The organism is Pandoraea communis, assembly GCF_902459745.1.
Taxonomy (GTDB): domain Bacteria; phylum Pseudomonadota; class Gammaproteobacteria; order Burkholderiales; family Burkholderiaceae; genus Pandoraea; species Pandoraea communis.
This window is the reverse complement of sequence record NZ_CABPSJ010000008.1, coordinates 154,156-178,022: the sequence shown is the minus strand read 5'-3', so window position 1 is coordinate 178,022 and position 23,867 is coordinate 154,156. Positions and strand designations below refer to the sequence as shown.

At 59.3% G+C, this 23,867-nt stretch carries 17 protein-coding genes and 2 pseudogenes; 13 read left to right on the top strand and 6 right to left on the bottom strand.

Going from position 1 to position 23,867, the window contains the following annotated elements; genetic code table 11:
• Positions 1-21: 21 nt before the first annotated feature.
• Positions 22-1,077, bottom strand: a complete 1,056-nt coding sequence (locus PCO31110_RS23695) for a DUF1254 domain-containing protein (protein WP_246189960.1) — start codon at positions 1,075-1,077, stop codon at positions 22-24.
• A complete protein-coding gene (locus PCO31110_RS23690; RefSeq protein WP_150691588.1) occupies positions 1,074-2,501 on the bottom strand; it encodes a DUF1254 domain-containing protein in 1,428 nt (475 codons plus the stop codon). Before PCO31110_RS23690 ends, PCO31110_RS23695 begins: the two co-directional genes overlap by 4 nt.
• A 243-nt stretch (positions 2,502-2,744) precedes the next feature.
• Between PCO31110_RS23690 and PCO31110_RS23685 the strand changes: the two are divergent.
• The 12 genes and pseudogenes from PCO31110_RS23685 to PCO31110_RS23630 form a co-directional block, all read left to right on the top strand.
• A pseudogene (locus tag PCO31110_RS23685) lies at positions 2,745-2,891 on the top strand (integrase core domain-containing protein); the annotation flags it as partial.
• A gap of 187 nt (positions 2,892-3,078) precedes the next feature.
• The gene (locus PCO31110_RS23680) at positions 3,079-4,815 is read left to right on the top strand and encodes a fumarate reductase/succinate dehydrogenase flavoprotein subunit (RefSeq protein ID WP_150691587.1); all 1,737 of its coding nucleotides are present in this window, start codon (positions 3,079-3,081) and stop codon (positions 4,813-4,815) included.
• 23 nt (positions 4,816-4,838) lie between these two features.
• Positions 4,839-5,084, top strand: coding sequence for a 4Fe-4S dicluster domain-containing protein (locus PCO31110_RS23675; protein WP_010805412.1), 246 nt, complete (start codon positions 4,839-4,841; stop codon positions 5,082-5,084).
• 95 nt (positions 5,085-5,179) lie between these two features.
• Positions 5,180-6,598, top strand: a complete 1,419-nt coding sequence (locus PCO31110_RS23670) for an ABC transporter substrate-binding protein (RefSeq protein WP_010805413.1) — start codon at positions 5,180-5,182, stop codon at positions 6,596-6,598.
• An 11-nt stretch (positions 6,599-6,609) separates the two neighbouring features.
• Positions 6,610-7,434, top strand: a complete 825-nt coding sequence (locus PCO31110_RS23665) for an ABC transporter permease (RefSeq protein WP_010805414.1) — start codon at positions 6,610-6,612, stop codon at positions 7,432-7,434.
• Positions 7,431-8,312, top strand: coding sequence for an ABC transporter ATP-binding protein (locus PCO31110_RS23660; protein ID WP_036661913.1), 882 nt, complete (start codon positions 7,431-7,433; stop codon positions 8,310-8,312). Before PCO31110_RS23665 ends, PCO31110_RS23660 begins: the two co-directional genes overlap by 4 nt.
• Positions 8,309-9,307: a HEAT repeat domain-containing protein gene (locus PCO31110_RS23655; protein ID WP_150691586.1), complete on the top strand. Its 999-nt coding sequence runs from the start codon at positions 8,309-8,311 to the stop codon at positions 9,305-9,307. Before PCO31110_RS23660 ends, PCO31110_RS23655 begins: the two co-directional genes overlap by 4 nt.
• A 69-nt stretch (positions 9,308-9,376) precedes the next feature.
• Positions 9,377-10,816, top strand: coding sequence for an allophanate hydrolase (locus PCO31110_RS23650; protein WP_150691585.1), 1,440 nt, complete (start codon positions 9,377-9,379; stop codon positions 10,814-10,816).
• Between the two features lie 121 nt (positions 10,817-10,937).
• Complete coding sequence (locus PCO31110_RS23645; protein WP_150691584.1) at positions 10,938-12,431, top strand: amidase; 1,494 nt, start codon at positions 10,938-10,940, stop codon at positions 12,429-12,431.
• Between the two features lie 234 nt (positions 12,432-12,665).
• A complete protein-coding gene (locus tag PCO31110_RS23640) occupies positions 12,666-13,616 on the top strand; it encodes an ABC transporter substrate-binding protein (RefSeq protein WP_217427300.1) in 951 nt (316 codons plus the stop codon).
• Positions 13,613-14,452: an ABC transporter ATP-binding protein gene (locus tag PCO31110_RS23635; RefSeq protein WP_150691583.1), complete on the top strand. Its 840-nt coding sequence runs from the start codon at positions 13,613-13,615 to the stop codon at positions 14,450-14,452. Before PCO31110_RS23640 ends, PCO31110_RS23635 begins: the two co-directional genes overlap by 4 nt.
• On the top strand, positions 14,449-15,246 hold the full coding sequence (locus PCO31110_RS23630) for an ABC transporter permease (RefSeq protein WP_010805421.1): 798 nt from the start codon (positions 14,449-14,451) through the stop codon (positions 15,244-15,246). The genes PCO31110_RS23635 and PCO31110_RS23630 overlap by 4 nt, the downstream gene beginning before the upstream one ends.
• A gap of 24 nt (positions 15,247-15,270) precedes the next feature.
• Here PCO31110_RS23630 and PCO31110_RS23625 read toward each other — a convergent pair whose 3' ends face one another.
• The gene (locus PCO31110_RS23625; protein ID WP_036661915.1) at positions 15,271-16,035 is read right to left on the bottom strand and encodes a GntR family transcriptional regulator; all 765 of its coding nucleotides are present in this window, start codon (positions 16,033-16,035) and stop codon (positions 15,271-15,273) included.
• 289 nt (positions 16,036-16,324) lie between these two features.
• A pseudogene (locus tag PCO31110_RS23620) lies at positions 16,325-16,576 on the bottom strand (transposase); the annotation flags it as partial.
• Between the two features lie 386 nt (positions 16,577-16,962).
• Here PCO31110_RS23620 and PCO31110_RS23615 point away from each other — a divergent pair.
• Entirely contained in the window at positions 16,963-18,171 is a 1,209-nt protein-coding gene (locus tag PCO31110_RS23615) for a tyrosine-type recombinase/integrase (RefSeq protein WP_150691582.1), read from the top strand.
• Between the two features lie 337 nt (positions 18,172-18,508).
• Here PCO31110_RS23615 and PCO31110_RS23610 read toward each other — a convergent pair whose 3' ends face one another.
• Positions 18,509-21,646, bottom strand: coding sequence for an AAA family ATPase (locus PCO31110_RS23610; RefSeq protein WP_174979749.1), 3,138 nt, complete (start codon positions 21,644-21,646; stop codon positions 18,509-18,511).
• Between the two features lies 1 nt (position 21,647).
• A complete protein-coding gene (locus tag PCO31110_RS23605) occupies positions 21,648-23,405 on the bottom strand; it encodes a hypothetical protein (protein ID WP_150691580.1) in 1,758 nt (585 codons plus the stop codon).
• Positions 23,406-23,867 lie beyond the last annotated feature (462 nt).

Sequence of the window (23,867 nt, the reverse complement as noted above, 5' to 3'; positions counted from 1 at the left end):
TGATATGCCTACCGGCTCAATTCACTGCGGCGAGGCTTCGGGAAACGTCCAAGCGCCGTTGAGGATCGCCGCGCGCGGCCGATAGAGGCGGACCATGTAGTTCCACCCCTTCATGATCGGAAGGCAGTTGGCGATCTTGCCGTTGCAACCACCGAATTGAATCGCGACGGTGCCGTCGCCGCCTTTCTTCGCCGTGATGCTGTTCAGTGAATAAGCATTGAGGTCGTTGGACTCATAGTAGCCTTGCGCGTTGTAGACGCTGACCGACCAGAAACCATCGACCGGCACGTCCCTGACATTGAGCTTGTAGATCGTGGTGCCATCGTTCTTGGATGGGGTGATGTTGAGATAGAGCGCCTCACTCGGCGGATTGGCGCCCCAGCCCATCGCAGTGCCGATGAGATAACGAACCGGATCGACCTCATTCTTGCTGCCATACATGCGTTTTGTATCAGTCAGCGTCGTCGCAAGAACCAACAGTGCGTCGCGCACCTTTTTCTGGCTGGCCTGGTCCCAGTTAGGAATCTCGAACTGTCCCTGAGCCTTTTGCTCAACTTTGATCGCGTCCTGAAGCGCATGAACCTGTTTGACATCCTCAGGGTTGGAAGGGTCGACCAGAGTGCGCACCGCTACCGCCACGTAGCGTGTGCCGATCGCTTTTCTCGTCAGCCTGTATGAGCCGGCCTTGTAGTGGACGCCATGGGTATATTGGTCTTCGTCAAACACCTGCATCGACATGAATCGATCACCGGCTTTGGGCAGCGTGACCGTCACTGGACCGGCGTCGAGATCGAACACGGCGGAAGAATAGAGCGTATCGCGATTGAGGCGGATGACAGTCTGCTTGTCGATCGGCGCTGGCTCACGCGTATGATCGAACTTGCCGAAACCACCGCTCTTGACGATGCCGGCGAAGTACAGATCCGATTCCGCACGAATGAAGTTGTCCGGCGAAACCTGAATGGCCCCTGAAGGCGATGATGGCCCAGTATCAGCCAGGGCCGGGAAGCTAGCCGCGAGAGTCAGCATCAGCGTCAACAAAGATTTTGTCATCATGAGTTCCTTGGTGTTTGTCATTTCGCGAGTTCGAGCACAGGGGATTTCCACCGCCCGTCTAACGCCTCGGGCTTGGGCCAGTAGATGCGCATGACAGTCCAGAACGGCCCCTTCGGCGCGGGCAGCCAGTTCGCTTCCTTGTCCTTGCCGGGCGTTTCATGCTGCAAGTAAAGGGTTATGCCGCCGTCAGCATCTTTCTTGAGCTGAGGAAGCATCGGCGAGTTGATGAGATACCGGTTGAGAGGATTGGCGCTGAGCAGGCTCGACGGCAGCTCGTACATCGTCACCGACCAGAATGCGTTCGCGGGCGGCAACTCGCCCGGCGCCAGGCGCAGCGTATAGCGCTGACGAGTCGCATCGAGCAGTTGTCCATTGACGTCTGTGAAGTAGGCAGGATAGAGCGCCTCCTCTTTACTGTTTCCATAGATGCCGAGAACGGCTCCGGACATGCGGACCATGTAGTCGTTCTTCAAAAACTCACGAGTGCCGAAAGCGTCGCTGCTCGGTCTCTTGCCCGTGTCGATCTCGTTCTTCTTGAACTCGGCAAAGTCCCTCCAGGCATCGGCCATTCCCTCCAGGACAGCCTGACGGATGTCGGGGGAAAGCGCCTGCAAGTCAAACCTCTTGCCGCCGCCGATGCCGAGCTTGGCAAAACGGGCCATCAGATCGATTTCGCTCGCATGCGTCGGACAGAATTGAAGAACGAAGTTCAGAAGGTTGAAGAACTCGGGCGATGTGCGCTGCTCCTCGGCGGTGAGCGGCTTCAGGAAGGCAACGTCTGGGACAGTTTTGGATGGCTTGCCGAGGAACTGTGACAAGGTCTGCACTTTGTAGCCTGCCTGAACGGCTTTCACGGCCTCGACGTCGGCAGCGTTTTTGAGCTGCGTTCGATAGAGCACAAAATCGAAGTCGGTCTCGGAGCGGATCACCCCCTTGAGCCCCTTGGGAGCCTCGCCCTTCCACCGTGGACCGGCGAGCAGAAAGCTTCCCGCCTCGTTTCCGGTCGCTCGACTGCCAACATAGGCAAAATTGTGCGTATACATGTCGATGAACTGCAGGGAGTAATAGCGGTCCTTCTCGACGGCGGGGACAGTGATAACGAGGGGCTCGGCCCTGAGATCGGCGCCAAGAAATGAATACGGTGTATCCGAGTTGGGCGTCTGGATCGCCTTGTCGTCGGGCGTAAAGACGCGCGCCACATTATTCAGCGTATTCCAAGGCGCCTTGTACTCTGGATTGTCGCGATCGACGAAGTACGAGTACTGGATGCGGTAGCTGTCGACGAGCGGGAAGCCGTAGATCGTCGCTTCCCTGGCAATTGCTCGCGCTTCATCGTGCGATAGGCTGCTAGCGGCATGTGCGCTACCCATCGCCTCCAATCCCAGAAAAGATATCCCTGCCAGAACGGCAAGCGCGGACAACGTGTGCCGGAGTCTATTGCTCATCGTGAATCTCCCTTTTCTTCAACACAATCATGGCGGCGGCTTTCTTATGCTTTGAGTAAGGAACGGCGAAGAACGCCAGAAAAACGCCGATATTGAGACCGCAGGACCGGGCTGCAAGCTCAGTGGTGTGTTCTTCTGGCAGATATATAGGAGATCATAACTTGCGATGCTGGTGTACCGCCTGCTTCTCCAATTCCGAGTCCCAGGCGGGTGAGCGGCAAGTTCCAGGGTAATGCCCCCACCTTCATGCCGAAGCCGGATGCGGCGACTGCCGCAAGCGACCTGACCATCGCGTTCGAGCATTACAACGAGAAGCATCCTCATAGCGCGCTGATGTATCGCTCACCACGCGAGTTCCGGCGCAGGACCGATTCATCAACCTTGGTGTGAGATTGTGTCTGGAGGGACAGGGGCAAATCCAGTCACCCCCACCGCCCACTTATCTCCTTCCCGCACAAGCAAATCGAAAACAATTCATTCCCTCGCGCAGTCCTGTTTCCTACAATCTAGTCCTTACTTGTTATAACAAGTTGGTGAGCTTACCGACAATCACGGTGCCGCCACGCCCCAGAGATCCATGCAAACTCACGAACTCGAATACGACATCGTCGTGATCGGCGGTGGCACTGCCGGCCCGATGGCCGCAGTGAAAGCAAAGCAGCGCGACCCGAATCTGCGCGTGTTATTGCTTGACAAGGCGCACGTCAAGCGCAGCGGTGCGATTTCCATGGGCATGGACGGTTTGAACAATGCCGTCATTCCGGGGCATGCCACACCGGAGCAATACACCAAGGAGATCACCGTTGCCAACGACGGCATCGTCAACCAGGCGACGGTTTATGCATACGCGAAGCACAGCTTCAGAACAATCGAGGAGTTGGATCGTTGGGGGGTGAAATTCGAAAAGGACGAAACCGGTGACTATGCCGTACGTAAAGTCCATCACATGGGCGCTTACGTATTGCCGATGCCCGAAGGGCACGATGTGAAGAAGGTTCTCTATCGTCAGCTCAAACGTGCCCGCGTGTCGATCACCAACCGTGTCGTCGCCACCCGCTTGTTGACGGGGCCGTCGGGTGAGATCGCCGGCGTCATGGGTTTCGACTGCCGCACGGCTGACTTTTACGTAATTCGCGCCAAGGCCGTGATCCTGTGCTGCGGAGCGGCTGGCCGACTCGGTCTGCCCTCCTCGGGTTATCTGATGGGCACCTACGAGAATCCCACAAACGCCGGCGATGGCTACGCGATGGCGTATCACGCCGGTGCGGAGCTTGCGAACCTGGAGTGCTTTCAGATCAATCCGCTCATCAAGGATTACAACGGCCCGGCCTGTGCGTACGTCACGGGACCACTTGGCGGGTACACCGCTAACGGGCAGGGCGAGCGTTTCATCGAATGTGATTACTGGAGCGGCCAGATGATGTGGGAGTTCTATCAGGAACTCCAGAGCGGCAACGGCCCTGTCTTCCTGAAGCTCGACCACCTCGCGGAAGAAACGATCCAAACCATCGAGACCATTCTGCACACCAACGAGCGACCGAGCCGTGGGCGTTTCCACGAGCGCCGCGGCAACGATTATCGTACGCGCATGATCGAGATGCACATCTCCGAAATCGGCTTTTGCAGCGGCCACAGCGCCTCTGGTGTCTGGGTCGACGACCACGCAGCGACGTCCGTGCGCGGTCTGTACTCGGCCGGTGACATGGCGGCTGTCCCTCACAACTACATGCTTGGCGCATTCACTTACGGATGGTTCGCCGGCGAGAGTGCCGCGCAATACTCTCAGGCCGCCAGACTGGCGGACATCAATGCGGCGCAGGTCGAGGCGGAACGCGCACGGGTCTTCGCTCCGCTCACCCGCTCACACGGCCTGCCGCCGTCGCAGGTCGAGTACAAGTTGCGACGCTTCGTCAACGACTATCTGCAACCGCCCAAAGTCACGCGGCGCATGGAAATCGGTCTGCAACGCTTCGAAGAGATTCGCGAGGATCTGTCTCAATTGCGAGCGACCAGCCCACACGAACTGATGCGTGCGGTCGAGGTAATGGCGATCCGCGATTGCGCCGAAATGGCCGCACGCGCCTCGTTATTCCGTAAGGAAAGTCGCTGGGGGCTATATCACCATCGCATCGATTTTCCCGAGCGCAACGATGCCGATTGGTTCTGCCATACGCATCTCAAGAAAGATGCCCATGGTGAGATGACGTCATTTACCAAGCCCGTCGAGCCCTATGTCGTGCCGATCGACGAGAGCGAGCGCGGCGCGTACTCACGTCTGCGCGTGGCCCGCACCGAACAACCCGAAGCTGCCTAAGAAAAATTAAGAGAGATAACACAATGGCATTGGTTCCCCGCGAGGCGCATCTGCGCACAAGCGCCCCTGTCACGATCGATGAAGACAAATGCATCGCCGACAAGGGCTGCACCGTTTGCATCGACGTTTGTCCGATGGACCTACTCGCCATCGATCCCGAGACCGGCAAAGCCTTTATGAAATTCGACGAATGCTGGTACTGCATGCCGTGTGAGAAGGATTGCCCGACCGGCGCAGTGCACGTCGCCATTCCATATTTGTTGCGATGATGAATAGCTTCGGCCTGGCTGCCATACGGCTGCGCACCTTTCGCCCCCCATTTGTTTGCGTTCTCCCCCACACAACCCAGACCGAGGAAAGCGTCATGAAACGCACGTTTCGCTTCGCCGCAGCTTTGACCGCCATCACCGCTCTGCTCTCCGGCAGCGCTTACGCCGAGACCATTCGTATCGCCATTGGCACGCAGGACACCACGATAAATACTGCAACCGGCGGCGCCTTGATCCGGGAACTGAAGTTGCTCGACAGGTACTTGCCACATGACGGCAGGTATAAGGATGCGGTCTACGACATCCAGTGGAAGAACTTCACTAGCGGAGCGCCGATCACCAACGAAATGATCGCAGGCAAGCTCGATTTCGGATCCATGGCCGATTTTCCCGGTGTGCTAAACGGTGTCGCCAACCAGAAAGCCGGCCGTGGGAGCATTTTCATCAACGTGCTTTCGGGTAGCGTGCAAGGCAGTGGTAACGGGATTGTGGTGCCGGCAGACTCCGTAGTGCAGTCCATTGCTGACCTTAAGGGCAAGACGATCTCGGTGCCCTTCGCTTCTACCGCACACGGGATGTTGCTGCGTGCTGTCGCCGCACAAGGATGGAGTCCCGATCGCGACGTCAATATCATTACCCAGGCACCTGAGGTCGCTGGCCCGGCGTTGCAAAGTCGCAAGATCGATGCGCATGCCGATTTCGTGCCTTTCGCCGAATTGTTCCCTTATCGCGGTTTTGCGCGCAAGATCTACGACGGTTCACAAGGCGGTTCGGCCACGTTCCACGGAACGCTGGTCGAGACAGCATATGCGCAGAAGTATCCCGAGATCGTCGTTGCCTATCTGCGAGCCGTGATCGAGGCGAATCGCCTCATCGCTGCGGAGCCAGAGAAGTACAGTGAACTGATTGCCAAGGTTACAGGCATCGAACCGGAGGTCGACTATCTTTTCCATGGCCCGCTAGGTCTGCAAACACGCGATCTCACCTGGAAGCCCGAATACCGCAAGGCCCTGCAGACCTCGTTTGATACGCTTAAGCTCCTGGGGCGCACCGATGGTGATCTTGACGTCGCCCATTTCATCGATGATCGCTATCTTCGCGCGGCGTTCAAAGCCGACAAGCTCGACTACGATGCAGCACTGAAGAACTACGCGCAAACGCCGCTCAAGGCCAATGACGCGATCACGGGCAAGCCGATCGTCAAGTTCGAGCGCGTAGCCCAGATCTGGGTGCGAGGCGAGCCGACGCTGCGCAGCTATGCCGCCCCCGAAGAGGCGCTTAGCGAACTCGTGAAGCTGCGCGAGCAAGGCAAGGAGATCCGTGTCTTCTATGCTCAGGATCGCGAAACGGGCATCAAGCTCCTCGGCAATCAGGCCTGGTTCGCCCGCGAACCCGATGGCCGGCTGAGCGCGTTTCTGCTCAAGCAGCGTGCACAGACGTGGGCACAGGCACATGGCGCCAAGGTCTTCGACTTTGCCAACGCCCTCCAACCCGCTGCGCTGGCGACTCGCTGAGGTCGACGACGATGGCGACGGTAAGCACAAGCGGCGGGCGGGCCACGCCCCTGCAAGCACGAGGCGTCCGATCGGGACTGCAATGGGCGTCGCTCGCGCTATGTGTGCTGCTATGGCACATCGCATCGACGCATCGACTTAATCTTGGCCTGATTTCATTCGAAAACTTGCCCACGCCTGCTCAGACGCTCACTGCGGGCTGGGATCTGCTGCAATCGCCCAAGCTCGTGAGTCACCTCACAAGTAGCATAAGACGGGTAGCGAGCGGTTACCTGAGTGCGGTGGCGAGTGGCGTGTTGATCGGTCTGGCGATCGGGCGCTCGCAATGGGCACGGTTTGGCCTGCTCACGCCGCTTGAAGTGCTGCGTCCGATCCCAGCGGTCTCGTGGATTCCACTGGCGATCCTGATGTTCCCATCGTCCGAACTCTCGATGATCTTCATCACATACATCGGCGCTTTCTTTCCGATTTTGCTTGGCACGATACACGGCGCGGAGAGTGTCGATCCACGGCTAGTGGCATCAGCACGCAGTCTCGGCGCCGGTCCGGGTGCGATCCTGCGCGAAGTGATTCTGCCCGGCGCCGCGCCGGGTATCGTGACCGGAATGACCATCGGGATGGGAACGTCGTGGTTCTGCCTCGTCACGGCCGAAATGATCTCAGGCCAGTTCGGCATCGGATATTACGCGTGGGAGTCCTATACCGTGCAGCGGTATCCCGACATTGTCGTGGGCATGTTGCTCATTGGTGCGCTGGGCATGGGCTGCAGCGGCCTCGTGCGAATGACCGGGCGTCGCCTGACGCCGTGGCTCGCCGCCATTGGGGGCCGGCAATGAGTGCTCGCGAACCTGTCGCCGCCCCGGCGACCAACACGGGGCGAGTCATGCTGGAGCAGTTGGGCATCACACTCGGTCGGGGCGAGCAGCGCATCGACGCAGTACGCACGGTCGATGTCGTCATCGAGCCGGGCGAATTTGTCTGCATTATCGGTCCATCGGGTTGCGGCAAATCGACTTTGCTCGGAGTGCTTGCCGGCCATATTGCACCCAGTGCCGGCCGGGCGACGCTCGACGGCGAGCATATCGACGGGCCGCATCCGGATCGGGGCATTGTGTTTCAGCACCACACACTACTGCCGTGGCGCACAACACTCGATAACGTTGCATTCGGCCTGAAGATGAAAGGTGTGAGCAAGCGCGAGCGCCACCGTCGTGCCCGCTTGCTGCTCGAACGCGTCGGTCTGGCCGGGGTTGCCGACCGGTATCCCGCACAATTGTCTGGCGGCATGCAGCAGCGTGCGGAAATTGCTCGTGCCATGATCAATCGTCCGCGCATCCTGCTTATGGACGAACCATTCGGTGCGCTCGACGCGCAAACACGAGGCATGATGCAGGCGCTGCTGCTCGATGTCTGGAGCGAGCATCGTCAGAGTGTCGTGTTCGTGACGCACGACATCGACGAGGCACTGTTTCTCGCCGACCGAATTCTTGTGATGAGTGCCGGGCCGGGCACAATCATCGAAGACATTCGTGTGCCGTTCGCCCGTCCGCGCGAGCGCGACGAAGCGCATGACCTTGTGACCGAGCCCGCGTTCGTCGCCTTGAAAAAGCACTGCCTGACACTGTTGCGCCACAACGCACCGATTCATCCCGTTGCCCGGCTCAACCCGCTGGGCGATATCAGAATCCCCACTTCCGCAGGTTCCGCATTATGACGTTTGCCCTTCCCCCCAAAGACGCTGTGCTGTTCGACACCCGGGACGACGAAGGCCTGCGCGAACGATTCCTGGCCCCGGACGCCGTGGTTCGGCGCCTGGCAGTTATCGATGCCGCTGACCTTGAAGACGAGGTCTATCTCCCGTTGCTCGTAGCGGTGCTGCAAGGCGATGTGGATGCCGACGTGCGGCGCACCGCTGCGGAACGCCTCAGCGCCTGGGAGACGCCGGAGGCGGTCGATGCCTTGTGCGCCGCGCTTCGCGACAGCGACGTCGGCACACGTGACGCTGCCGCCGAAAGTCTTTCGGCGCTCAAAGTTGCCGAAGTGGGATTGCGCCTGCTGGCTCACCTGGCTGACGCGGATGCATTTGGGCGCGCGGCCTTGCTGCGTGCGTTGCGCGAGCTGCGTCTGCCCCAATCCGCCGAGCCTGCGCGCACGGCGTTGGCCGACACCTCCGCACTGGTTCGCCGCGAAGCGGTGGGTGTCCTCGGCTGGCTGCGCCACGCACCGGCGATAGACGAGATTGCTGCACTGGCACGCAGCGACGACTCTCCCGATGTGCGACGGGCCGCGACCGGGGCGCTGGGTTTTACGACCGGCGAGCACGTGCTGCCGACATTGACAGTAGCACTTCGTGACAACGAATGGCAGGTTCGCGAGGAAGCCGCGTCCACATTGGGCAAGCTGCGCCTGACCAGCGCGCGTGCTTCGTTGGAGGCCGCACTCGATGACTCGTATTGGCAAGTCGCGTTGCAAGCGGCCCGCGCGCTTGGGCGCCTGCAACAATCGGACAGTACGCACCCGCTTTGCGCGCTGCTTGCCTATCCCGTGAGCAACGTGCGCAAGGAGGCCGCACTGGCGCTTGGCGAAATCGGAGACCGCAGTGCCCTCGGCGTGCTTGACGTCGCGCTAAACGACGGCGATCCGGAAGTGCGTAAGGCCGCACGTATTGCCATCGCCCAGATCGGCACCCATCACGGCACTCGCTCGTGAGGCATACCGCCCGCCAGTGACTTCGTCGCCAACGTCCTCGCCTTACAGGCGACTATCGCATCTGTTTCCATGCCACGCCCTAACCTGCCTTCGCTCAGTCTCGACTTCGCCTCGCTTCGGCTTGCCTATTCGCGCGATGACGTCACCCCCCTACAAGTCGTTGACGAAGTCTATCGGCGGATTGCCGCCGACGATGACCCCTTCATCTGGCTGCACGTCGTGCCGCGAGAGACAGCCTATGCGCGCGCACGTAAGCTCATCGAGCGGCGGGCCGCGGGCGAAAGACTTCCGCTTTTCGGCGTGCCCTACGGCATCAAGGACAATATCGACGTAGCTGGCGTGCCAACCACTGCGGGCTGTGACGCGTTCGCCTATGTTCCCGAGCAGAGCGCCACGGTCATCGAACGGCTCGACGCAGCCGGTGCGCTGTTCATCGGCAAGCAGAATATGGATCAGTTCGCGACAGGACTGGTCGGCACGCGTAACCTCACCGGCCATTGCCGCAATGCTTTTAGTCGCGCCCATATTCCTGGCGGCTCGAGTTCTGGCTCAGCGGTGGCCGTGGCAAAAGGGCATGTCGCGTTTTCGATCGGCTCGGATACCGGCGGTTCGGGGCGAGTGCCGGCAGCCTGTAACAACATTGTCGGATTAAAGCCGACGCCGGGGCTGATCGGTATGGCCGGGTTTGTCTATTGCAATCGTACGTTTGACGTGGCCCCTGTATTCGCGTTGACGGTGGACGATGCCTATGCTGTGTTCGATATTCTGGTTGGCCACGACCTTCGCGACCCGTTCTCGAGTCGCGAAGCTGTGCTGGCTCCGGCGCAAGCCCTTCCCGATCGCTTCCGCTTCGGGGTTGTGGCCGACAATCAACTTGAGTTCTTTGGCGACAGACATGCGGAGCGTCAATACGCACGCGCCCTGGATACCCTCATTGCTGCGGGCGGCGAGCCTGTTGGCGTCGACTTTTCGCCGTATCTGGCTGCGGGCGATCTCGTTTTCAACAGCGCGTTGGTCGCCGAGCGTGGCATTGCTTACGGCCAATGCGCAGCGCAGCATCCGGAGCAGATTCATCCGATGGTACTCGACGCATTGTGCTCAGCTTCGCGTTACTCCGCTGCCGATGTGTTCGATGCGATATATCGTTTGCGCGAGTATCGCGCCGCCGTCGACGCGACCTTCGCGACGCTGCCACTGCTGGTCGTGCCGACATGCGGCACGCTACCAACCTGTGAGGCCGTCGCTGCCGACCCGATCGTTGCGAATGCGCGTATGGGGCGTTATACCTACTTCGCAAATCCGCTCCGGTTGTGCGCCATTAGCGTGCCTTCAGGCATGCGCGACGATGGGCTGCCTTTCGGGCTAAGTCTGATCGGCCCCGCTCTGTCCGACCGCCGACTGGCTTCGCTGGCCAATCTGCTACATGCACGGACTTCGACGCGTCTGGGTGCAACGGCGAATGGGCTGCCACAGTACATCACCGGCCACAATGCTGTGACAGATCGGTAATCTTCGCCGCCGATATTCAAATCGCGATTGATTGGTTGGATGACATCGAGTCAGACGCGACAATGCCATTAACTCGTTATGACATGGCAGATCACTCGCTTTCCATCATCCGGAGCCTTGCATGAGTTCATTCGCGACAACGTCCGCAGCCCCCCCTCACGCTGCCGAGTCAGGCGCATCGGTGCCATCAGCCCCGTCTACCGATGCACACGGCCGGCTTGCCCTGCTTACGGCAGCGCAGATGGTTGCGGGATACGCGAGCGGCGCATTCTCGCCAGTGGATGTCGTCACCGACGTCCTCGCTCATATCGAAGCTAACGAACCACTCATCAACGCTTTCGCGTGGCTTGACGGCGAGCAAGCCCTGGCGGCGGCGCGCGCGTCTGAGACGCGGTGGCGTGACGGGCATGCGATTGGCGGAGCGCATGGCGTCGATGGTGTGCCAGTCACTATCAAGGATCTGCTTCTCGTCAGGGGATGGCCGACGCTGCGCGGAAGTCGCCTGGTTGATCCAGATCAGGACTGGAACGAAGACTCGCCTGCGGCTGCGCGGCTGCATGAAGCGGGGGCGGTAATTCTTGGCAAAACCACGACGGCGGAGTATGGCTGGAAGGCCCTCGCGGACAGTCCTCTTACAGGCATCACGCGTAACCCTTGGCATTTGGATCACACGCCGGGCGGGAGTAGCGGCGGTGCGGCAGCCGCAGCCGCGATCGGCTACGGTCCGCTGCATGTTGCGACCGACGGCGGCGGATCGACCCGGTTACCCGCAGCGCACTCGGGTGTATTCGGCTTCAAGCCCAGTTTCGGGCGCGCCCCCGGATACCCCGCAGCGCACACCGGTACGCTGTTCCACATAGCTCCGATGACGCGCACTGTGGCCGATGCCGCACGTCTGCTGCGCGTCATTGCGCGTCCAGACGCACGTGACTGGTACGCACCGCCTTACGTCGAGCGCGATTGGTTGATTGGTCTGGACGACGGCATACAAGGGCTACGCATTGCGTTCAGTCCGACGTTGGGCTTCGCTCGCGTGGATCCCGAGGTTGCCGACCGCGTCGATAAGGCTGCGGCCTTGTTTCAGACGCTTGGGGCGAGAGTGCAACGCGCCGACCCCGATATCGGCGACCCGCTGACGTTCCTTCGCGTTCTGGTTGACGCTGGCGTGGCGCGTCTGTTCGAGTCGATTCCTGCCGAGCGGCACGCGCTGGCCGAAACGGGCTTCAGAGCTGCGGCGGAGCGTGGTATGGGCATCACAGCGGTGCAATATCTTGCTGCCGTGCAGGCGCGCGAGCATCTGGCGCAGCGTCTCACGGCGTTTGTCGGCAACGAATGGGATCTGTTGATTACACCGACCACCACCACGGTAGCGCCGGTAGCAGACCCTGCCGCCGAGGGGTATGCCACAGGCGCGGCCATTTCACCGTTCACATATCCGTTCAATCTGTCCCAACAACCTGCTGCCTCCGTGCCAATCGGGCTGAGTGCACATGGCTTGCCAATTGGGTTGCAGATTGTTGGCCCTCGGCATCGTGACGATCTCGTGTTGCGCGCGGCTCGCGCTTTCGAACGGATTTCTCCGTTCCCTGTGCTTTCAAGAATTCGGGACGTCTGACCTGAGGTCATACGCCATGCCGCTTCACCGCCTCCCCATTGCCTAACAAGGCTTTCGATTCGACGCGCCTCATAGCGCTCCCGGTCACCTCTGACGATGCTTTCGCACCTTACCCACATGCGCCTCTCTGCGTTCCTGAATTTCCCGCTGCCCCGTTTGCTTTCCCGCACGCTGCCTGGCCCGGATCGTGGCTTGCGCCCTCGCCGGCGCATGCGACTTGCAGGATTACCCGGCATGGCGGCCGCGGCGGCCTTTTCCATTCTTGCAACGGTAGATACACCCTCGGCAGCGGCACAGGCCGTGACCATTGGCGAAGGGCTTTCGCTTGGCTGGGCTCAATTCTTCGTGGCGGACGCCGACAAGCTTTGGCAAAAGGAAGGGCTGTCTCCGAACTCAATCACTTTTGCAAGCGGCCGCCTCGTGCTCGACGCCGTTGCTGGCGATCGCGTGCTAATTGGCACCGCTGCGGAAACGCCTGTCGTATTCGCTGCGCTCAACGGTGTGCCAGTGCGGATCGTCGCCACCACGAACAACGGCAACGGAGCCCCCTACGAGCCGTTCGAGTTGGTCGCGAATCAGTCGATCAGGACGGCCGCCGATATCAAAGGTAAGCGCATCGGTTATTCACAGGGCACCAATGCCCATTATTACCTTTCGAAATTGCTCGAAAAGCAGGGTCTGAAGTGGTCTGACATCACGGCTGTCAGCCTCTCCCCGGGGGATTTCGTCAGCAGTCTGGTGAACGGGTCGCTCGATGCATTCGTCTGGACCGAGCCGGCAATATCCCAGGCGGTGACACAGGGCCGGGGCAAGTTCCATACGATTGCGACACCGGGCCTGTATCACGCCATCTCGGCGGTCATCACGTTGCAGTCGACCATCGACAAACACCCGGATCTGCTGCGACGGGCGCTACTCGCGGTTCGTGCTGCTGACGCGGCTAATGCGGCGGATCCCTCGCGCGCGTCCGCTCTCGTCGCGCAACGCGTGAACTTCGATCCCGCGCTGGCCGCCCGGTACTGGCCGAAGCTCAATCTCGGCCTAGGGATCGACAAGGCGTCCGTTGTGCGTGAGCTCGAGAGTCAGGCGCGTTGGGCAATCGACAATAAGCTGGTACGGCCCGGCGCCCGTATTCCCGACTTCAATCAGGTCGTGGTGACCGGCATTCTGGACAGCATTCGATGAATGCCAGTGTACCCATACATGTAAGTGCCGCGTTCGCGGAGGTCGCGTCGTTCGCGCCAGATGAGGCGCGGGCAACGGCCCTGATCGAATGCGTTGGCCTGGGACACCAATATGAGGCACGCGACGGTACGATCAGCATGGCGTTGGCCAATGTCGATCTGCGCATCGAGGCTGGCGAATTCCTCTGCCTGCTCGGCCCCAGCGGTTGCGGAAAGACGACGTTGCTCAACATGATCGCCGGTTTCGTTCGCCCTACCCAAGGATATCTGCGTGTGGCAGGCTTGCCAGTGAGGGGTCCGTCGCCAGAGCGTGGCGTCGTTTTCCAGGAGTATTCGTTGTTCCCCTGGCTTACGCTTGCCGGTAATGTTGCGTTTGGGCTAAGGATGGCCGGGGTTCGAGCAGCGGAGCGCCAGACGCGGGTCGAGAAGCATCTGGCCGCCGTTGGGCTGAACGAGGCAGCACGCCGCTATCCATTCGAATTGTCCGGCGGCATGAAGCAACGCGCGGCGATTGCCCGGGCGCTCGCGACCGACCCTAGCATCCTCCTGATGGACGAACCCTTTGCCGCACTCGACGCCATGACGCGTCGCGACCTTCAGGTGCAATTGCTTGAGATCCACCGGAACACACGTAAGACAGTCGTCTTCGTCACGCATAACATTGCCGAGGCCGTCTACCTAGCATCTCGCGTCATCGTGATGTCGCCCCACCCCGGGCGCATCGTGGACGATATCTCGTTAGCGGATTTCGAACACCCACGCCGTCGCACGTCTGCGCGCTTCAACTCACTCTATGAGCGACTTTCGCGTGCCATCGGAGCCGAGGTGTCGGAATGAGCCGTATCCCCGTTTCGGTGCGCCGCGCGCGCGTTCGCGACACATGGCTCGGAGCGCTTGGGCTGATCCTGTTTTTCGGCATCTGGGAATGGGTTAGCGATAGCGCCCTGGTAGACCCAGTGATGGTGCCGGCACCGTCGGCGGTTTTACGTGCAATGTGGCAACTGGCGGGCACCGGCGAACTGCAACGTCACGTGCTGGACAGTCTGTGGCGCGCCGGCGTCGGATTTCTGATCGGCGGCAGCGCGGGCGTTGTGCTCGGCGTGGCAATGGCCCGTACGCCTTGGTTCAATGCCCTTATCAATCCGCTCGTGCAAATGCTGCGTGCAATCCCATCGCTTGCGTTCGTGCCCCTAGCTATCTTCTGGTTCGGTATCGGCGAAGGCTCGAAGGTCTTTCTCATAGCTTGGGGCGTGTTCTTCCCGATCTGGGTCAACACTTATCTCGGCGTGAGCAACGCCAATCCGCTGCTCGAGCGAGCGGCTGCCAGTCTCGGCGCATCGCACTGGCGAATGCTGATCTTTCTTATCCTGCCGGCGGCGTTGCCGTTCATCATCGCCGGCGTGCGAGTGAGTCTTTCTCTCTCGCTAGTGGTGCTTGTCGCAGCCGAGTTGACGGGAGCCAATTACGGTATTGGGTATCTCATCCAGATGTCGCAACAGATATTTCGCGTCGACAACATGTTCGTCGGACTGACGTTGCTTGGAATAATGGGGTTCGCCGCCGATCACCTGTTCGATTTGGGAGTTCGGCGCTTACTCCCTTGGTACGGCGAGCAGAGGCGCGCGAAATGACGACGCGAAAATGAAGTAACGCTATCACTTCCGTGCGGACGGAAGTTCTCGGTCAACGCGCAAACGGTACTGGAAGGTGTCGCCCCGGAAGAACAGGTATTCGAAATCGATCGGGCGTGCTTCCTTATCGTGTGTGAGCCGCACAATCCGGAGCAATGGAGCGCCGTCCTGGATGTCCAACGCTTGCGCGATGGGCGCATCGGCCGCAACGGCATCGATGCTCAGGTCGGCGGCGCCAAGCGGCACCGCACAATCGTTCTCGAGGATCAGAAAGATGTCTCGGGTGACCAGATCGGCGCGCTGGAGTTGCCGGCCGAGCGATTCGGGCAGATAAGTGATTTCGTAGGAAACGGGGGCTCGGTTGAGAAAACGTACCCGGCGGATCTCAGTGACCGTCGAATGTTCTGCGAGACCGAGGCGCTCGGCGACCTCCGATGGCGCCGGTACGAAGCGAAAGTGCACGACACGATTGACGATCTCGTGTCCCAGACGCGACATGGCCTCGGCGAACCCCTGGAGTGACGTGACGTTCTGGAAGGCTTTTGGTTGGGATACGAACGCCCCCTTGCCGTGTACCTTGAATATCAGGCCTTCCTTTTGCAGATCACCGAGTGCCTGACGGATGGTAATGCGGCTGACGTCGAACATCGCCTGCAACTCGCTCTCCGAGGGCATCCGGCTGTGAGGTGCGTATGTGCCGTCAAGAACGCCTGTGCGCAGCATGTCCTTGATTTGGATGTAGAGGGGAACAGGAGAGCCGTGCGCGAGTTTGAGGCGACGAGTGGGCATCAATGAGCAGACCGATGGAAAGGGGACTGGCGATCTGCCAGCCCTGATCGAGCAATGCGATGCGCCCTATTATAGCGACGTTCGGCGAATCTCCCGTCCGCCATCGTCGTGCTTTCTCCCTACCCAGTAGTCAAGGGAGGGTCAGAATTTCCGTATTCGAGGCGGGTTGAGCGTCACGGGGACGGTCGAACGAATCGATCCGCGTAAAGGATTGCGAATTGGTTCATTGCTGTCTTCCAGTCCTTGGCTGCGCGGCCCCAATCAGCCATGATGTATCACGTCAGGCTGCCATCAAAAACTTGGCGCCTTCGGCGTTTTCAATCCTCAGTCCAAGAATGTCGCGCGTACCGTCGGGCAGAATGCCCTGCGCCAGATATACCGCCTTGTTGCGTACAACAGCATCCTCGCGAATCTTCACACGCAGCGCGTCGAAGAACACGACCGGATACATCGGTTCGAGTGGCCGGGACTGCTAGGCGGGGACTTCACTCATCACCTCATCGGTGACCGAGCTGATGAACTCGGTCGAGACGTCCGTGCCGCTGCTCAAGCAGCTCGGCGGGGATCGTCGGCAGCTCCGCCGGTGGGGTTTTCGGTTTGCGAGGCATAGTCACTCCTTGGCGACATGTTATGCCTCAAACACGAAATTAATGACAGGCCCGAAAATATTAGACGAATGTCTAATATTCGAAGCGTACAGACGAAAAAAATGCCCGCTACGTTAGCGGGCACTTCTTTGCAAAGCTAGATGCTTGGCGGAGGGGGTGTCTTTCTAACCGCATTCCAAAAAATTCCAACAAAATCCAAACACCCCCTTATTTCAAAGGGATTCCCGTGGTTTTCCATCCCCTAGCGTCCGACATGTTCCAGATGAATCCAGCGACAATTTGATAGTCATTTCGATAGTCGTCGAGGTAAACTCTCAACATGGCAAACGCAATCAACAAACTTAGCGCGCTTCAGGTCAATCGACTGTCGAAGCCTGGACTGTACGGCGACGGGGCCGGCCTTTACTTGCAGATCACTAAGGGCGGAGTGAAATCTTGGCTGTTCCGATACATGAGGAGCGGCCGAGCGCGCGGCATGGGTCTGGGTTCGGTCCACACAGTCAGTCTGTCGGACGCCCGCATCAAGGCCCTTGAGGTCCGCAAGCAGCTTCTCGAGGGAATCGATCCGCTCGATGCGAAGCAACAAGAGCAAGCGCTGGTCAAAGCCAACGCCGTCAAGGCGACCACGTTTGACGAATGCTCCGCGGCCTACATCGACGCTCATTCGAGTGGCTGGAAGAACGCGAAGCACGCTGATCAATGGCGCAATACGCTCGCGACCTACGCCTCCCCGCATTTCGGGGCCCTGCCGATCACCGAACTCGACACGGACCTTGTCATGAAGGCACTCGAGCCGATTTGGATCTCAAAGACCGAAACGGCTTCACGCGTTCGTGGTCGGATCGAATCCGTACTTGACTGGGCTACTGCACGTGGACATCGTGTCGGCGAGAATCCGGCTCGGTGGAAAGGCCACTTGGACCATCTGCTTCCCAAGCGCTCTAAAGTTCAAGCAGTAGTTCACCACGCAGCGCTACCTTATGCAGATGCGCCCAAATTCATGACGCAGCTTCGGACCATCGATACGATGGCCGCGAAGGCGTTGGAGCTACTGATCTTGACGGCCACGCGGACCAGCGAAGTCATCGATGCGAGTTGGGACGAGTTCGACCTCACAGCTGCGATTTGGCGAATCCCCGCGGAGCGCATGAAGGCCGGTAAGGAGCACCGCATCCCGCTATCACTGCCCGCGGTGACCTTGCTGAAACAAATGCAGGCCATTAAGCAGAACGAGTTCGTTTTTCCGGGCCAGCGCAAGAATAAACCGCTGTCCAACATGGCGCTCCTTCAGATGTTGAAGCGCATGGATCGATCAAACCTTACCGCGCATGGATTCCGGTCCACCTTCCGCGACTGGGTTGGCGAAACTACGCACTATCCGCGCGAAGTGGCAGAGGCTGCTCTAGCGCACTTGCTGAAAGACAAATCCGAAGCAGCATACGCCCGCGGCGACCTGTTTGAAAAGCGATCGTCCATGATGTCCGACTGGGCCACCTATCTGGAGCATACGCCCGGTAACGCCCGGTAGTCTTTCTACGATCAAGGGTGTCGGCTAGATGATCACTCTCGACCCGTTGCGGCCCGTCGCATTTCATCCCCCAACGCTCGTTTTTGCGGCGAATGCTGTCAATCGTGGCATATAAACGGCTCGGCGGTCCCTGACACGAATCTGCCCAGCTCACCCGCCGACGTGCTAGCGCTACCGCATCAACTCAAACGCTTTCCCAACAAGTTCGGAGGCAAGTACGGACGAAAGCGTCCAGCCGAGTGCAGTGCTCGACGTTGTACGTCTTCAGCGCTTCACGCTCTGGCAGCCCTGACCGAGCTGCAAGCCGTTCCCAAAATGGCCTGTGGACAACGCCAAGCTAAGCCTGCGGGGGGGCAGCCTCGAGCTTCGGCTCGCGAACTAAAGTGATGGTTTTAAACGCTTCCCCCATGAAACTGAATTTCTTTGAAAAGAGCGACGCAACTCGAGTGTCCGCGGTGGCAAAGAAGATTTGGCGACTCGAATTCACTGCAAGGTCACGGAGGTAATCAAGGAATGACAAGGCGTTGAGGTCGTCGATGTGCGCAATTGGGTCGTCAATTAGCAAGACCGGGGGCGCAGACGCAGCGGTGTGATTTCTAGCAAGGAAGATTGACAGTGCAAATGCCGCGCGTTGCCCGGTGCTGACTTGAGCCAGCGAGCGAGCCTCATGGCTACCCGTGGTTTGAAGAAGAACGTCGGAGCCGCCGACATATTCATACTCTCGCGGCGAGTGGATGCGCGAAAATACTTCATTGATTTGGTCGCCGATTGCATCAAGCGCCTCCCGTGTAGCGTTCTCAAGCGAAGCGTTCTCTAAGAGATCACCCAAGACTTTACCGGCTTCATGCAGCGCGTTCTCTTCGCTTCGTGCCTTCCCGAGGGCGCGCCTCCTATTTTCAATCTTGGACGGTAAGTCTTGCTGTTCGGCAGAGCTTTCCGAATCGGTGCGGCACGCTTCATCAGCTTGCTTGAAGGCGGAGACCACGGCGGCGATGCGTGCTTGCACTTCAAAGAGCGGAACGTCGCCTCCCACCTCTAGGTACGAGCGAAGTTCCTCCGCATCACTCAAAGCTGCTGTGAACTCGTCTTGCAGCGCTACAAGCGACGCTAACGACCCGACGCGCTGGACTTGAGTGACCCAACCGTCGAGATTCACGGTCTGAGAAACACTCAGGATGGATTGAACCAGAGCGTCGATGTTGCGACGGTATTCTCCGAGAGCCTTTCGCATCTCTTCCAATGCGTCCCATTGACGCTGTCGCTCGCCAGACACGACATTGAGCGTGAGACCACTGCTCTCCGGCTCGAACAACCCGGCAATTCGGCCCCACACCAAATCAGCCTCATTGCTTGAGAACCCCGCGGCGTGCAGGTCCCGTTCTTCCTTGGTGACGCGCTGGAGCTCCAACTGCGCTTGGCCCGCGCGTTCTCGCAGGTCAACGAGCTCTTCAAGCACCTCATTTGGCGTAGCCCCTTCCATCCGTATGAGAGCCGCGGCCTTTTGGCAAAACTCAACGCCTGTAGCCGATCGCTTAGCTTCATTCTCTTCTTGCTCTGCGAGACGCAACAACTCCGCGAGACTCTGAAGTTCTGGAGACGTTTCCGGCCCAGAGGTGAGTTGTTCAATGAGATGCATCAAAGCACCGCTGGCATGTACCGTGCGACACACCGGGCACATGTCGGGATTCTCAGACGACTTAAGCGCTTCCTGAGCCGCAACTTTAAGCCTCGCAGCCGCAGTCGCACGTGCCGACGCCGCGTTGCCGTGGGCATCGAGCGCTTGTCGAGCATGTATAAGTCTCGTTCCGGCAACCGCTGCCGCTTCCACAGTGGCTCGTACAGCGCCCTGAAGCGGAAGGGAGGCATATTGAACTGGAATCTGAGGCAGATCGCCCGTGACCACACCGCCGAGACGAGTGGCCAGTTGCTCCGAGACGTCCCGTGCCGATTGGTACCGCTTGTGCACGTCGTGGAAACCTGCAGATTCGTAGGCAATCCAGCGATCGAGGTGCCTGACGTTTGCTTCGAGCCTTTCAATCTTCGCGACAAGTTCCTTCTCTTGCTCCGCCAGGCCCACAAGCTGCGCATCGAGCGGCTTGGCAGTTTCGACCGCAGCCTGCAACTGCGTTGACCGATGCTCTAGATCCTTGATAGACCTAGCGGCGGCCCCTACGGACACGAGTGCTTGCACAAGCGCCAGTGCGGCTAGAAGTTCCTGTCCTTCACTTGGCGCTGGCACGCCAACTTTGGAAGGTCTTTTCCAAGCAAGGGAAACAAGACCCGCGCGATAGGAATCTGTCAGGGTCTTAGCCGTGGACGGCTTGCTTTGCAGCTCATTCAACCGTTTCTCAAAAGAAGTCAATTCCTCCTGCAACCCATCAGCCTGGCGATTTGCCTTGTCCCATGCCTTGTCTACGTCTACGCGAATTTTCTCCAGGTAGTCAAAAGTCGTAGCCGCCGACGGACCGACGAGCAATCGGCTCAACTCGGAGGCAACATCAGACGGCTTCAGATTTGCGGACAGGCGAAATGCGGCATCTGTGTCGAGGAAGTTGTATAACGAAAAGCTGTCAACAATTGCATCGACACTGTGCTCCCTGCGGTTGTACCAGGCGAGACAGCGAGACTTAATGCGAGGTCCGTCAGAAGTCGATGTAAGTCCGATCGTACTGCCGCCCTCGGTTGACGACAGTTCTCCGTTGAGGCGAACCAGGCCACTGGACTTGCTCCTGCGGGTGTTTCCGCAGTAAAAGTGCTCGATGGCCTCGAGAAGCGACGTCTTTCCCGTGCCATTCGCGCCAACGATCAACGTGACGTCGCCGAAGTTGTAACTCTTGCCGTTGTGTACGGGGCGGAACTCCACAACATCCAAGCTCAGCAGTTTTGAGGTCGCCAGCGGCGTATCGGCTGCGTGCAGTTCCTTCACGCGCTGCTGTCCGTTCGAAGCTATCCCTGCTTTCCGCTGAGCAATCCTCTCCACCACTCCGGTGCGAGGCGTGACGCAGTCTAGTAAGAGTTCGAGCTGACCCGCAGTTAGCCGTTGCCGCCAATCCGTCAGCACGTCGTAGGCGTTTCCGCGCTCCACTGTTTCGAACAACCGCGACCCTCCCAGTAGAGATTTGAGGTCGTCCTCAGAGATGACACGCTTACGCGCGTAGTCCTTGTCAGCTTCGATTGCGGCTTTGGCTGCTGCGAAGCAAGGATTTGCCTTGGAGTTGGGGCCGGCGACGATGTAGAGGTACTTGTTCCATCTCAGGTCGCCCGGAGCGTCGAAGAAATCATCACCAAGGACGCGTTCTTGGAAATCGCGAAGGTGCAGTGAGCGCTCCACGACCTCATCAGCAAAGTCGACGTAGGCAACGGCGTAAGTCCGCTCGCCGAGCTTCTTCTCACCGCGCACAACCGAATCATCGACGTCTCGAAGTTCAACGAGAAAATTACTCAGCGCTTCACGCGCAGTTTGCATCTCAGACATATCACTGCTCCCCCGCGATGGACGCCATGCTGCTTCCATCGTATGTAATGTCAGTCTGCTGCTTGATGTGGAAGAATTTCGTGACGCCATCGACCGTGCGATAGCAGATGGCCACGCGATCCTTATATTCCTTGTTCTCTCGTCGCAGAAGCTCGAACGCGTTTTCGCCAATCCTTTTGACGATGTCCATCGGTGGGTTTTCGCCGAGATAGGCCACCAGGGCTGGACGAGCACCGGTCTTGATGACGTTGGTGTTTGGAGAGTTTGGCGACCAAGCTATCGCTGCGCCACCACTGAGGTCTTTGATTTGCGCCGGCAAAGGAACCGTCCGAAGGATGTGGCCAAGCACTGTTACGCGGCTGATGCGCTGTTGGCGTTCCTGCAATGCGAGGGGGTCGCGGTCAAGTTGAAGAGTGGCGCGCGCCACGACCTCGGACTCCGGCATGCGGCACACGTCTAGATTGTCAACGCGATACCACTGCTCTTTCATGCTGCGAGGACCACATGAAAGTGAGATGGCCCGCTCGATATGTAGACGGTTCTTGAGGTCCTGCAAGCTTTGGAATGCTGCGGTGACTTCTGGGCTCGAGTTGGTGATTTCGCTCCACCCGGTCTCCGGGCAGCTTGTGCTTTCCTGCCACGTACCGGCTTCAACGTCCCAAGCGAACCGAGTATCAAGTTGCGGTCCGATAAGCACGTCGTGGACCGCCGGGCCATCCTGCAGAACCTTTGGGACGGTTAGCGCGAAAACAGCCTCGTCGTAGTGGAAGTGCAGGACGTGACGCTTCTTCTCGTGCCAAGTGTAATAAAGACCTTTTGCTTCATTATTGGCCACCTCGTCATCTTTCACCGAGCAGCGCCGCTCAGGGACGTACCAAGCTGAGCCGCTCTCGTTTTTCCAGGCGTGCGGCGCGTTGTCGGGTGAATCATGTTGGATGACGTTGTGAGCCCAGTTCAAGCACACGATGTCGCAATCGGTTGTGACCGAACTGCGCCGGAATACCTCATTCCGATACCTGCGGTAGTCGGTATGCTTCGGCTTCGGATTCAGCTGGATGTGGATCAGAATGGTTCTGTCTGACAGCTTCCTGGTAGCGTCAGCGTCCTCGCCAAGATTCAGCGCGTCAGAGCAGACGATGGTCGAAAGCTTGATGTACCCGTCTTTGCCCCGGAATCGGTAGATGGCGCGGCCGCAGCGCAACTGTTTGTTTTCAAAGCCATGATCGTCTCGGGATGGAGCGGTCTTGAACTGGAACAAAACGACTCGCTTGAGCGTCCTCGCTGAGTCGCGAGTGACGAAGCAGTACGCAACGGGGTCGAAATAGTTGCCCTGTACCGCTGGGTTTGGGTCCTCCTCGTAGATGACGTCGCAATGGCCTGCGCAGTCAGCTTTGAAGCTCTCGAGCCTCGCGGGGGTCATACTTTCACACCCAAGGACCCAAAGTCCGCCCTCTGCGGGAAAGGGGCCGCCTTGCGCTGCCTTCGCCAGTGAGGTCACCGGGAGGAAGTACTCCGGCGTGACCACAAGTTGGTCGCCGCGCTTCGCAGCCAGCGCAAGGAAGCTGTCCGCTTGAGCCGCCGCGGCGGTCAGGTTTAGATGGCCTATTCGCTGAGTGTCCGCGTAAATTGGCCCCGAAGGTTGAAGTAGCAGAGCGCGGTAGCTCTGGTGCGTCGCTTGGAGCAGGGCAAGGTCGGGCGTCTCGAGACCCCGCAAACCAAGAACGTCCTCGACGTCACTGATGAATACAGGCGAAGGCACTTTCCATCTCCTGGCGGTGTCCGCCCATTTTTTGTTGATGGTACCAGCCCATAAGGCAGTCACGTGTATTTGCGCATCATGTCGCTGATATGTTGGTGCTGGCGTGACCATCGCACGCGGGGCCGCTCAATTCAGATCGGATCGAGGCCCCAATTAACGCTCCCCTCCAACCGTCGAGCGCGCCATGCACGCGAGCAGTCGCCAGCGTAATTTCCGGCGATGATCGATGCGGTTGGTCAGGCTTACTGCCGCGAACGACTCAGACCGGCCGTTGACCGACATTGGAATCGGCCAAACGAATTTTCGCTCGTGGCCGTACTCGGCCAATGTTGCACTGAGCAGATTGGCGGATCCGTGTAGCGCCTAGCCGCCGCCCGCTCACCGTTGTACCCTGCCGCCAGCGCCCGGCTCCCTACGTTAAATTTTCACCGCAGCAAGAGCGTGCCCCTGCCTACTTCTCAA